Here is an 11829-nt window from a genome sequence, read left to right as displayed (position 1 = left end):
GCGCGCCGGCACACGCGACGCGCACGGAACGTCACCCTCCTCCCCACGAATTCCCCTTCCGACACGTGATCTGCCTCACGCTCTCCCCGTGGGCCCGCGCCCTTCTCCTAGGGTGTCCCGAAGTGACTTCCTTCGACACCTCCTCCACCCCGACCGCGTGGCGCGCGCTGCTCGCCCTTGCGGTGGTGTTCGTGATGCTGGCGACCACCGGCTGGACCGCCGTGCGACATCAGGGCGGCCCCCGTGACGCCCTCGAGGCCGAACTGGCGGGTTGGAGCAAGGAGCGGATAGGCGCCCGCGAGCTGCCCGGCCCGAACTCACCGGCACGTCAACTCGCCGCGTTCTTCGAGTCCCTCGGCAGCACCCGTGCCGAGCAGCTCGCCGACGAGTACCCGCGCATCGTCGGGAACCTCGACGGCGCACCCGTCACCCTGCGCTACCGGGCCAACCGCAAAGCGCTGTCGACGTCTCTCACCCGGGAACGCGAGAGGGTCACCGCCCCCGGACTGACGACCGCCGGGCACCGGCAGGCGGTTCGCCGCATGCACCGGTTCGAGGCGCTGATGCGGCCCGAGCGGCAGATCCTCGCCTTCGACCCGTCCGGATCCGGGCGGGTGGCCGAAGTCTTCGGTGACCTGGACAGAGCTGAACGCGTCTCGGTGATCGTGCCGGGTGTCGACACCAACCTCCTCACCTTCCAGCGCACCGCCCGCAAGTACACCGCCCCGGTCGGCATGGCCCAGTCGCTGTACGCCGCGCAGCGGGCGGCCGCGCCCCGGCTCCGCACCGCTGTCATCGCCTGGGCCGACTACACGTCGCCCGTCGGTGTGGGCATGGAGTCGGCGATCGGCCGGCTGGCGGAGAACGGCGCCGTACGGCTGGTCGCGCTCACCGAAGCGCTGCCCGGTGACTCCCGGATCTCGCTCTTCTGCCACAGCTACGGGTCGGTGGTCTGCGGAGTCGCCGCACGGCAACTGCCCGCGCGGGTCGGCGACGTGGCCGTCGCGGGCAGCCCCGGAATGCGGGCCGAGAACGTCGCGGACCTCCGTACGAAGGCCCGCGTGTGGGCCATGCGCGACGCCGACGACTGGATCGAGGGCGTCCCGCACCTGGAGGTCGGCGGGCTCGGCCACGGCGAGGACCCGGTGCTGCCGGAGTTCGGAGCACGGCTGCTGTCGGCGGCGGGCGCCATCGGCCACACAGGCTATTTCGAGCCGGGCACCGAGAGTGTCGAGAACTTCGCCGACCTGGCCGTCGGCGCCTACGCCAATGTCAGCTGCGCAGACGACAATGACAAATGCCGCAGTGGTATTTCCGGTGCCTGAGCGGGCTGACGCGCGTAGAGCGCCGCAAAAGGCGGTGCCCGTCCAGGGGCGACGCGCGAGCGCGAGCCGCATACGATGAGGCACATGGGTGATGTGCTGGCCGGAATTCAAGCCACCTGGGAGTTCGACACCGACTCCGTGCTCATCCGCTTCGAACGGGGGATCCGCACGCCGAAGCTCCTCTCCTCGCTGCGCGAACGACGTGTTCCGCTCGAGGCGTTGGCATCGGTGACGGTCTCCCCGGGCAAGCGTGGCACGGTGGTCCTGCACGCTGCTCCCAGACCCGGCGCGGACCCGCTGATGGAGGCGGCCGCCGGGCAGCTCAAGGAAGGGTGCGATCCGTACCGGCTGGTACTGCCGGTGGAGCGGGAGACCCTCGCCGAGTACTACGCCGACGAACTGCGCGCCCGGCTCGGGCCCGACGCGGACCGGCCGGCGGAGCGCTACCTCGTCCCGGCGCCCGAGGCGCCACTCGGCTTCAAGGCGTACGACGGGAAGGCGTCCTTCGACGGGTCGAGCGTCGCGTTCCGGTGGTTCTGGACGGGGGCGTCGTCCACGAAGTGGAAAGCGGGGGACCAGAGTTTCGCCGTGTCGGAGCTGAGTGGCGTCGAATGGCGCTCGCCGGAGGTCTTCGACGGCTACCTGCGGCTGTTGCGGCGGGGGGCGGACGGTACTTCCGGCGTGTCCGGGGCTTCTGGGGTGTCTGCCGCGTCTACGGCCTCTGCGGCCTCGGCTGCGTCTGCCGCCGCGCAGGCGGATCAGGATCCGGCGGCGGTCGTCTTCGGGCTCGGGTACGGGCCGGTGCACGAGTCGCTGCCGTTCGCGGCGGCGGTCCTCGAATCGGTCCGTACACGCAACCCCTCCCCCGCCCCGGCCCTCACCGCCCCCGCGACGCGCCGCGACCCCGCGGACATCGCGGACCGGATACGTCACTTGGGAGACCTGCATCTTGCGGGGCTGGTGACGGACGAGGAGTTCACGCGCAAGAAGGCGGAGTTGCTCGCGGAGCTGTGACGGGGGGTCTTCCCCCACCCCGCCCCTTCCCACAACCGGGCTCCGCCCGGACCCGTTCACCGCGCTCCGCGCGGTGTTTCGGGGGCTCTGCCCCCGGACCCCCGCGCCTCAAACGCCGGCGAGGCTCCTTGCAGCCCTGGCGGAGCCGCACATCGGTACAGGGGGAAGGGGCGGGTGGGGGAACAGGCCCGCCCGGCGGACCCCGTCGGCACCGTCGGCACCGTCGGACCACGGTATGACGCCGGACCCCGGTCCGGAGTATGACGCCGGGCGGGCAGCGCCCGCCTACGCTGGGGCCGTCATGCCAGTGCCAGAGAGACCCCGCCCCCTCACCACCGCCGTCACCCGCGGCGCCCGGCTTCTCGCCGACGAGCTCCGGACGCCCTCCCAGTCGACCGAGCCCCTCCTCGGCAGAGCGGGGAAGCCGTGGCTGCGGCTGCTGCCGTACGTCGTGATGCTCGGAGCCGTCAGCTCCCTCCTGCCCGTCACCGTCACCGTGCTGACCCAGGACTACAAGCTGGGCGGCGCCGTCGCGGGGGCCCTCGCGACCGCGCAGACCGCGCCGTTGTTTCTCGCCGTGACGCGGCCGCTCCAGGCGTGGTGGATCATCATGGCCGCCGACGTGGCGGGAGCACTCGCGCTGATGGGCGCGGACGGCACCGTCGGCAGGACCTGGCCGTGGACTCCGATGATCGTCGTCGGCTATCTGCTGCTGATGGTCTGCATGGGACTGCGCGAACCCCGCCGCAAGCTCCTCGCCGTGTGGCTCGCCACCGGCGCCGCGGGGCTTGTGTTCGAGTTGCTCTCCCAGGACCGCAGCGACGGCGTCCATCTGCTGCTCTTCGTGCTGAGCGGCGTCGTGCTCGTCGTCACGGGCGCGCTGCGCGAACGTGGCGACGCGCAGCGCCGGCTGGTCGTGCAGGAGACCATCAGCGAGGCCGAGCGCGCTCAGCGCACGCTTCTGGAGGAACGCGCCCGTATCGCCCGTGAGCTGCACGACGTCGTGGCACACCACATGTCGGTGATCACCGTGCAGGCGGACTCCGCGCCGTACCGTATCGAGGGCCTGCCCGACGCCGTGCGCGAGGAGTTCACGTCGATCGCGGCGAGTGCGCGCGAGTCGCTGACCGAGATGCGGCGGCTGCTCGCGGTGCTGCGCAGCGAGGGCGTGGAGGGCGAGCGGGCGCCGCAGCCGGGTCTGGACCGGGTGCAGCAGTTGGTGGAGGCGACGGTACGGGCGGGGGTGCCGGCCGAGTTGTCGCTCGCCGCCGATCTCGGCCGGGTGCCGCAGACGGTGGACCTTTCCGCGTACCGGATCGTGCAGGAGGCGCTGGCGAATGTCGTACGGCACGCGCCCGGTGCGCCGACCCGGGTCTCCGTGACGTCGGACGACGGCCATCTGACCGTGCTGGTGGTCAACGGCCCCGCCGCGCAACGCACATCCCCGCTGGAGACGACGGGCACCGGGCACGGTCTGGTCGGTATGCGCGAACGCGTACGGTTGACCGGCGGCACCCTCGACACCGGTCCGCTGCCGGACGGCGGCTTCCGTGTCGCGGCCCGTCTCCCCGTCACCGCAGAGGACGCCGAGGACCCGAGTTGACCATCCGCGTGATCATCGTCGACGACCAGGCCATGGTGCGCGCGGGGTTCGCCGCCCTGCTCGCCGCGCAGAGCGACATCGACGTGGTGGGTGAGGCGCCGGACGGCCGCAGGGGCGTAGAGGTGAGCCGCACCACGCACCCCGACGTGGTGCTGATGGACGTGCGGATGCCGGAGATGGACGGTCTCGCGGCCGCACGCGAACTGCTGAGCCCTCCGGCGGGTGTCGTGCACCGGCCGAAGGTGCTGATGCTGACCACGTTCGACGTGGACGACTACGTGTACGAGGCGCTGCGCGCGGGCGCGTCCGGGTTCCTGCTCAAGGACGCCCCGCCCGCGGACCTGATCGCCGCCGTGCGGATCGTCGCCGCCGGGGAGGCGCTTCTCGCGCCGTCGGTGACCCGCCGGCTGATCGCGGACTTCGCCGCCCAGCGGCCGGCCCCTCGCCGTGACCCGGCCCTGCGGCTGGGCGGGCTCACACCGCGCGAGACCGAGGTCCTGGAACTGATCGCGCGGGGTCTGTCCAACCAGGAGATCGCCGGGCACCTGGTGCTGGCGGAACAGACCGTCAAGACGCACATCGGCCGCGTCCTGGCGAAGCTCGACCTGCGCGACCGGGCGCAGGCCGTGATCTTCGCGTACGAGTCGGGCCTGGTCCGTCCGGGCGACACCGGGGGCTGAGGCCGGCCCCTTCGGATGTCGTCCCGGTGATACCCCGGTACCACATCGCGGTTGGCTCCCCGGTGTGACGTACCGTCACCCGTCCGCTTCCTACCTTCCTCTCCGTCACAGCAACGGAGTCGGAAGAAGGAGGCGGGCCCATGCGCCGCTGCAGGAGGACCCTGGTCGCCGTCGCGTTCGCGACGACGGTGGTCGCGGGCACGGCCGGTTGGGCCTCGGGAAACAGTCAACAGCCGGTGACGGGGCCCCCTCCGGGGAGCGCGGCGTGGACGGCGGACACCTCGCTGGGACGGCCGCTGCCCGATCCCGGCAGCGCGACTCCCGCCCAGGTCGCCGCGTTCTTCGGCTCGTTGGACGTACGTGAGCGGCAGGCGCTGCTCCGCCGTCATCCGCTCGTCGTCGGCAACCTCGACGGGGTGCCGGTGGCACTGCGGTACCAGGCCAACGCCCTGTCCGTGGCGGGCACTTCGTACGCACGGCTCACAGACCGCCAGATCCTCGCCTTCGACCCGCGCGGCCGCGGGCAGGTCGTGGAGGTGTACGGGGACCTGGAACGGGCCCGGCAGGTGTCCGTCGTCGTACCGGGTTCCGACATCGACGCCACGACCTACGACCGGGCGAACGACCCGTACGGCACCCCGGCCGGCATGGCGAAGGCCCTGCGCGCGGCGGCCGGCGGCGGCACCGCCGTCATCGCGTGGACCGGCTACACCACCCCCGTCGGTGTCGGCCTCGACGCCGCGACCGGTGACCTCGCGGAGGCGGGAGCGGACCGGTTGGCCCGCTTCACGGCGGGCCTCGCCGCGACGGGCGCGCCGAAGCCCGCGCTGTTCTGCCACAGCTACGGCTCCGTCGTGTGCGGGCTCGCCGCGGGCGAGGCGGACGCCCGCGACATCGTCGTGCTCGCCTCCCCCGGTATGCGCGCGCGGAACGTGCGCGACCTGGGCAGCGACGCACGGGTGTGGGCCGCCAAGGACCCCTCCGACTGGATCTCCAAGGTGCCGTATGTGCGCTTCGCCGGGCTCGGGCACGGCAACGACCCGGCGGATCCGTCGTTCGGCGCACGCCGCGTACCGGCGGAACGCGCCCAGGGACACACCGGCTACTTCGCGCCCGGCACGGACTCGCTGCGCGCCTTCGCCGCCATCGCGGAAGGGGACGTCCGATGAGACTCTCCGAGAAGATCGAGGCACGCACCCCCGCCCACCGCGACCGGGCCGTGGACGGGCTGCGGGCGATCGCGCTGCTCGCCGTGCCCACCGGTCACTGGCTGCTCGGCGGGTTCACCCTCGACGCGGACGGAGCGCTGCGCAACGCCAGTCCGCTCGCGGCGTTCGGCTTCTTCGCCCCGGTCAGCTGGGTGCTGCAGATGCTGGGGATCTTCTTCCTCGTCGGCGGCTACGCCTCCGTGCTCTCCTACCACCGCCGCGCGGGTACGACGGGTGCGTGGCTTCGGCAGCGCGTCGCCCGGCTGGGGCGGCCCGTGCTCGGCGTGACGGCCGTGTGGGCGCTGCTGATCCCGGTCCTGTGGTGGCTCGGCGTACCCGACGACACGTTGCGCACCGGGGCGACGCTGGTGGTGCAGCCCCTGTGGTTCGTGGGCGTGTACACGCTGGTCACCGCTCTGACCCCGTACTGCGTCAGGGCCTCGCGCCGCCTGGGCGCCTGGGCGGCGGCGCCCCTGCTGGTGTCGGTCGCCGCCGTCGACCTGCTGCGGTACGGGCCTTGGGCCGACGTCGTGCCGTCGTGGGTCGGCGTCGTCAACATCCTGCCGGGGTGGCTCTTCGCCTATCAGCTCGGGGTGAGCTGGGGCGAGGGGCGGTTCGCCCGCCGGCAGGCGCGGGGGCTGCTCGTCGGCGGGGCGGCGCTGTTCGCGCTGCTGCTCCTCGTCTTCGACTACCCGGCGTCGATGGTGGGCGTCCCCGGCGCGGACCGCACCAACTCCCATCCCCCGTCGCTGCTCGTCCTCGCGCTCGCGGCGGCGCAGAGCGGGGCGGCGATCCTGCTGCGGGACCGGCTCGGACGGCTGCTGAAGCGGCGGCCCGCGGTGTGGGCACCGGTCGTCGTCGTCAACCTGTCGGCGATGACGATCCTGTGCTGGCACCAGACGGCGATGCTGACGGCCGCCGTTCCCGCGGGCTTCCTCGGGTCCGTGCCCGGTCTGACGACGGCGCCGGACTCGCTGGACTGGATCCTCTGGCGCGTGATGTGGCTGCCGGTGTTCGCGGGCCTGCTCGTGCTGATCGCTCGGTACGCGCGGCGGTTCGAGACGCCGTGGCCGCGCGGGGCGCGGGGTCTGAGGGCGGCGGCGGGAGTTCTCGCGGTGGGGTTCGCCGTGTACGCGCTGGGGACGGGCTGAGGAGCGACCGCGGCGGGCCCGCCCCGGAACTGCCGGGGCGGGCCGCCGCGGTCAGGGCGCCGCGGTCCGGCTCGCCCCGGTCAGGGCGCCGCGGTCGGGCCGCGCAGTCGAACCGCCGCGGTCGGGCCGCTACTCGCGGGCCGTCGACGTCGACGACATGTCGGGGTAGCGGTCGCCCGCGACGCTCTCCCCGATCGGTTCCAGCGCCGCCAGCTCACCGTCCGTCAGGACGACCCTCGTCGCGGCCACGTTCTCCCGCAGCCGCGCGGCCCTGCGGGTTCCCGGGATCGGGACGACCGTCAGCCCGTGCACGTCCGCCCGCTGGTGCACCCACGCGAGCGCCACCTGCGCCGCCGTCACACCGTGCGCCGCCGCGATCTTGTGGACGGGCTCCAGGAGCGCCGCGTTCGCCTGTGCGTTCTCGCCGGTGAAGCGCGGCTGGTGGCGACGGAAGTCGCCTTCCGACAGGTCCTTGCCGGCATCGGTGAACGCGCCGGTCAGAAAGCCCCGGCCGAGCGGCGAGTAGGGCACGAGTGCGACGCCCAGCTCCGCCGCCGCGCCGACCGCGCTGCGTTCCACGTCGCGGCTGAACAGTGACCACTCCGACTGAAGGGCCGCGACGGGGTGCACGGCGTGCGCCTCGCGGAGTTCCGCGCCGGTCACCTCGCTCAGCCCCAGGTGCTTGACGAGGCCCCGCTCGACGAGTTCCGCCATGGCGCCGACCGACTCGGCGAGCGGCACGGCAGGGTCGCGCCGGTGCATGTAGTAGAGGTCGATGACGTCGACGCGGAGCCGCCGCAGACTGTCCTCCACGGACCGGCGGATGTAGGCGGGGTCGTTGCGCACGCCCCGGTAGTGCGGGTCGTCGTTCCGCTCGATGGCGAACTTGGTGGCGAGTGTGATCTCGTCCCGGTGCGCGCCGACGAACGGCGCGAGGAACTCCTCGTTGGCGCCCCGTCCGTAGACGTCGGCCGTGTCGAAGAGGGTGACGCCCTCGGCGAGCGCCGCCTCGAGGGTGTCCCTCGCCGCGGCCTCGTCGGTGTCCCCGTAGAACTCGCTCATGCCCATGCAGCCGAGGCCCTGGACTCCGACGAGCGGTCCATCGGTGCCCAGACGCACCTGTGTGATCCGGCTGTTGCTCATCAGGGGTTCAGCCCCTCTCCGACGCCGTGCGGGCGTCCGCGTAGAACTCGATCTTGTGGTCCAGCACGGCCAGCGTGTCCTGGAGTTCGGCGATCCGCTCGAGAACGTCGCGCCGGGTGCGCTGCAGCAGTTCGGCGCGCGCCTCGAAGGTGGCATCGCCTTCGCGGACCATCTCCGCGTACGTGACCATGTCGGCGACGGGCATCCCGGTGAGCCGCAGTTTGCCGACGAAGGTGAGCCAGTCCAGGTCTCTGTTGGTGAACCGCCGCTGACCCGTGTGCGAGCGGTCGACGTGCGGCATCAGCCCGATCCGCTCGTACCAGCGCAGGGTGTGCGCGGTGAGCCCGGTGAAGGCGACGACCTCGCTGATCGTGTAGCGGTCCTGTCCCTCGGGGCGTGGGTGGGTCCGGGGGGCGGCCCGGCAGATGTCGGCCGGCGCCGCCGTGCCACGGGCCGCGCCGCGCGCACGGGCGCGTGCCGGGGCCCGGGCGGTCGGGGTGTTCTCGATGGTGCTGTCGATCACCGTCATGCCCTCAACGCTAAAACCTTGGAGTGCACTCCAAGCAAGCGAATCGGGTGGCGTTCTCCGCGCGGCCCGGATTAGCCTGCCCCACCATGAGTCGCTCCCGCCGTGCCACGCCCGCCGACGCCGAGGAAGTGGTCCGCCTGCGCAAGGTCATGCAGGACTCCTTCCTCGGCGCGAACCCCGACGTCAGCTGGCAGCCCGCCGCCGTGGCGACACTGCGTGACCGGCTCGGGGACCCCGCGAGCAGTCTCACGGTGTACGTCGTCGACCGGCCCGGCGGCGGGCTCGCGGCATGCGCGGTGGGCACCATCGAGTACCGGCTCGGCGGCCCCGGCAACCCGGAGGGCACCTGCGGCTACGTCTTCTCCGTCGCGACGGACGAGGACATGCGCCGCCGCGGGTACTCGCGCGCCTGTATGGAGGGGCTGCTCGGCTGGTTCCGTGAGCGTGGTGTCCGCAAGGTGGATCTGCGGGCGTCGCGTGACGGCGAGCCGCTGTACACCTCGCTGGGCTTCGTCCGCACGCCCGACCCGGCGATGCGGCTCAGCTTCTAGTGCGGTGACCGGCACCGGAGGTACGGACCGAGAAGGAGGCCGCGTGGCCGGAGAGAGAGATCTGGACAAGCTGCTCGCGACGATGAGGCCGCGGCTCAATGAGGGCGAGTACGTGTACGCGGTGGCCCCTGACGGTGGTGTCCCGTCCGGGATCCGTCCCGTGGCCACCGTCGCCGAGGAGGAGGGCCTGACTCTCGTCCTGCCCAGGCAGGACGCCGACCTGGCCGGGTTGGCGTACGACTACGTGGCCGGCTGGATCACCCTGCGAGTGCACTCCTCGCTGGAGGCCGTCGGCCTCACGGCAGCCGTCGCCCAGGCCCTGGCCCGGGCCGGGCTCAGCTGCAACGTGGTCGCCGGCTTCCACCACGATCATCTGTTCGTGCCCCATGCCGAGGCGCCCCGGGCCATGGCCGTACTGCAACAGCTCACCCGCTGACAGAAGCGCACGGGTGCCGCTGCCCAAGGCCCTCTCCCGGCCGAGAGCCGCCGTGCTGAACCCGAGGACGGCCACCAGGACGCTTTCGACGGCCCCCGGACGGGCGCGTACCACCGGCGTCTACGCTCGTACGTATGCAGAGTCTGCCGATGATCGAAACCTGGCCGGTGCCGACCGCGGCCGCCGCCGTCGTACGAGCGGACGGCACCGTCGCCGGTTCACACGGCCCGACGGACCACCGCTTCCCCCTCGCCTCCGTCACCAAGCCGCTCACGGCCTACGCGGCCCTCGTCGCGTACGAGGAAGGTGCGATCGAGCTGGACGAACCGGCCGGACCGGAGGGTTCCACCGTCCGGCACCTGCTCGCCCACACCTCCGGTCTGGCCTTCGACGAGCACCGCGCCATGGCCGCCCCCGGCACCCGCCGGCTGTACTCGAACGCGGGCTTCGAGGTGCTCGGCGACCACATCGCCAAGGCGACCGACATCCCGTTCGCCGAGTACCTGCACCAGGCCGTTCTGGAGCCGCTGGGCATGACGGCGACCACGCTCGACGGCTCGCCCGCCAAGGACGGTGTCTCGACGGTGGCCGACCTGGTCCGCTTCGCGGCCGAGGTGCAGGCACCGCGGCTGCTGGACGCGCGCACCGTCCTCGAGGCCATGTCGGTCGTGCACCCGGGCATGTCCGGGATACTGCCGGGCTACGGCAACCAGAAGCCCAACGACTGGGGTCTCGGCTTCGAGATCCGCAACTCCAAGTCGCCGCACTGGACCGGAGCTTCGTCCTCGCCCCGCACCTTCGGCCACTTCGGCCAGTCCGGCACCTTCCTGTGGATCGACCCGGACGCGCGTGCCGCGTGCGTGGCGCTGACGGACCGGGCGTTCGGGCCATGGGCGATCGAGGCGTGGCCGCAGTTCACGGACGCGGTGCTGGCGGAGCTGCGGCGGGGCTGAGTGCCGCGCCCCCCAGGGGATGGAACCGCCGTACGCACCGACGCAGGCGAACGCGCGACACGCTCCTGCCGGATCCACGGCCCCGACCCGGTGCCGGATCAGCATGGAACAACGCATGAGCGTATGGGACCGCGGGACACTTCGAGGGTGACCGTGGTCCCCGGCACTCATGTCCACGTACCGGACGGGGCCGTGTCACCCCCGTCCCTCATGCGCCCCGCGCGCGGGGCGACCCGGAGGTTCGGACCATGCAGCACACCCGTGTCCGGCGCGCCCTTGTCGGCGCGCTCGCCACGCTCGTCCTCGTCCCGCTCACGGCCTGCGGCCAGGGCGCTCCCGCGTCCTCTTCACCGCCGTCCGCGACACGGTCCGCCTCCGCCGCGGCGTCCCCGTCCGCGACGACGGGGCCCGGCGGTTCCGCCGCCACGGACACGAAGCCGTTCGCCCGCGAGTTCAGGGATCTGGAGCGCAAGTACGACGCGCGGCTCGGTGTCCACGCCGTGGACACCGGCACGGGACGCGAGATTGCCTGGAACGACGGCGAGCGGTTCGCCTTCGCCTCCACGTTCAAGGCACTGGCCGCCGGTGCCGTGCTCCGCGAGTACTCCCTGAGCGGCATGAACAAGGTGATCAAGTACTCCGAGGACGATCTGGTCAGGCACTCCCCCGTCACCGAGAAGCACGTCCGGACCGGGATGACCCTGCGTCAGCTGTGCGACGCCGCTGTCCGTTACAGCGACAACACCGCGGCCAACCTGCTCTTCGACGCTCTCGGCGGGCCCAGGGGCCTGGACGCCGTCCTCGCGGAGCTGGGCGACGACGTCACCGTGATGGAACGCCGTGAGCCGGAGCTGAGCCGCTGGGCACCGGGCGAGACGAGGGACACGAGTACACCGCGGGCGCTGGCCGGGGATCTGCGCGCGTTCGTCCTGGGAGACGTCCTCGGCAAGGCCGAACGCGCCCAGCTCACCGAGTGGTTGCGCACCAACAAGACCGGTGACACGCTCATCCGGGCCGGAGTGCCCGAGGGCTGGGTGGTCGGGGACAAGACCGGCTCCGGCAGCGGCTACGGCGCGCGCAACGACATCGCCGTGGTGTGGCCCCCCGGTGCCGCGCCCATCGTCATGGCGATCATGTCCAACCGCGGCGAGAAGGACGCGGAGCACGACGACAAGCTGATCGCGGAGGCGGCGTCCGTGGTCGCCGACAGGCTGTCCTGACCGCGCCACCGGCGCG

The 11829-nt window shown here is 72.5% G+C and carries 12 protein-coding genes; 10 read left to right on the top strand and 2 right to left on the bottom strand.

Features of this window, described 5'->3' with window-relative positions:
* Positions 1 to 122 precede the first annotated feature (122 nt).
* The 6 genes from ACFYV1_RS08715 (at position 123) to ACFYV1_RS08690 (ending at position 6981) form a co-directional block, all read left to right on the top strand.
* On the top strand, positions 123 to 1325 hold the full coding sequence (locus tag ACFYV1_RS08715; protein ID WP_389394715.1) for an alpha/beta hydrolase: 1203 nt from the start codon (positions 123 to 125) through the stop codon (positions 1323 to 1325).
* Positions 1326 to 1409: 84 nt separating this feature from the next.
* Entirely contained in the window at positions 1410 to 2339 is a 930-nt protein-coding gene (locus tag ACFYV1_RS08710; RefSeq protein WP_389394714.1) for a DUF4429 domain-containing protein, read from the top strand.
* A 301-nt stretch (positions 2340 to 2640) separates the two neighbouring features.
* Complete coding sequence (locus ACFYV1_RS08705) at positions 2641 to 3942, top strand: sensor histidine kinase (protein ID WP_389394713.1); 1302 nt, start codon at positions 2641 to 2643, stop codon at positions 3940 to 3942.
* Positions 3939 to 4622 (top strand): response regulator, encoded by a 684-nt coding sequence (locus tag ACFYV1_RS08700; protein ID WP_389394712.1) that lies wholly within the window; start codon positions 3939 to 3941, stop codon positions 4620 to 4622. Before ACFYV1_RS08705 ends, ACFYV1_RS08700 begins: the two co-directional genes overlap by 4 nt.
* 140 nt (positions 4623 to 4762) lie before the next feature.
* Positions 4763 to 5791, top strand: coding sequence for an alpha/beta hydrolase (locus tag ACFYV1_RS08695; RefSeq protein WP_389394711.1), 1029 nt, complete (start codon positions 4763 to 4765; stop codon positions 5789 to 5791).
* The gene (locus tag ACFYV1_RS08690) at positions 5788 to 6981 is read left to right on the top strand and encodes an acyltransferase (protein WP_389394710.1); all 1194 of its coding nucleotides are present in this window, start codon (positions 5788 to 5790) and stop codon (positions 6979 to 6981) included. The genes ACFYV1_RS08695 and ACFYV1_RS08690 overlap by 4 nt, the downstream gene beginning before the upstream one ends.
* Positions 6982 to 7110: 129 nt before the next feature.
* Here ACFYV1_RS08690 and ACFYV1_RS08685 read toward each other — a convergent pair whose 3' ends face one another.
* Both ACFYV1_RS08685 and ACFYV1_RS08680 read right to left on the bottom strand, forming a co-directional pair.
* Positions 7111 to 8124: an aldo/keto reductase gene (locus tag ACFYV1_RS08685; RefSeq protein ID WP_389394709.1), complete on the bottom strand. Its 1014-nt coding sequence runs from the start codon at positions 8122 to 8124 to the stop codon at positions 7111 to 7113.
* 7 nt (positions 8125 to 8131) lie between these two features.
* Entirely contained in the window at positions 8132 to 8653 is a 522-nt protein-coding gene (locus ACFYV1_RS08680) for a MerR family transcriptional regulator (RefSeq protein ID WP_389394708.1), read from the bottom strand.
* Between the two features lie 86 nt (positions 8654 to 8739).
* Between ACFYV1_RS08680 and ACFYV1_RS08675 the strand changes: the two genes are divergently transcribed.
* The 4 genes from ACFYV1_RS08675 (at position 8740) to bla (ending at position 11813) form a co-directional block, all read left to right on the top strand.
* Positions 8740 to 9204 (top strand): GNAT family N-acetyltransferase, encoded by a 465-nt coding sequence (locus tag ACFYV1_RS08675; protein ID WP_389394707.1) that lies wholly within the window; start codon positions 8740 to 8742, stop codon positions 9202 to 9204.
* A gap of 43 nt (positions 9205 to 9247) precedes the next feature.
* Positions 9248 to 9640, top strand: coding sequence for an ACT domain-containing protein (locus ACFYV1_RS08670; protein ID WP_389394706.1), 393 nt, complete (start codon positions 9248 to 9250; stop codon positions 9638 to 9640).
* Between the two features lie 134 nt (positions 9641 to 9774).
* Entirely contained in the window at positions 9775 to 10593 is an 819-nt protein-coding gene (locus ACFYV1_RS08665) for a serine hydrolase domain-containing protein (RefSeq protein WP_389394705.1), read from the top strand.
* Positions 10594 to 10841: 248 nt separating this feature from the next.
* The gene (gene bla / locus ACFYV1_RS08660; RefSeq protein WP_389394704.1) at positions 10842 to 11813 is read left to right on the top strand and encodes a class A beta-lactamase; all 972 of its coding nucleotides are present in this window, start codon (positions 10842 to 10844) and stop codon (positions 11811 to 11813) included.
* The last annotated feature ends 16 nt before the right edge of the window (positions 11814 to 11829 follow it).

This window comes from Streptomyces sp. NPDC003023 (assembly GCF_042888225.1).
Classification (GTDB): Bacteria; Actinomycetota; Actinomycetes; order Streptomycetales; family Streptomycetaceae; genus Streptomyces.
This window is presented reverse-complemented; position numbering and strand designations above follow the sequence as displayed.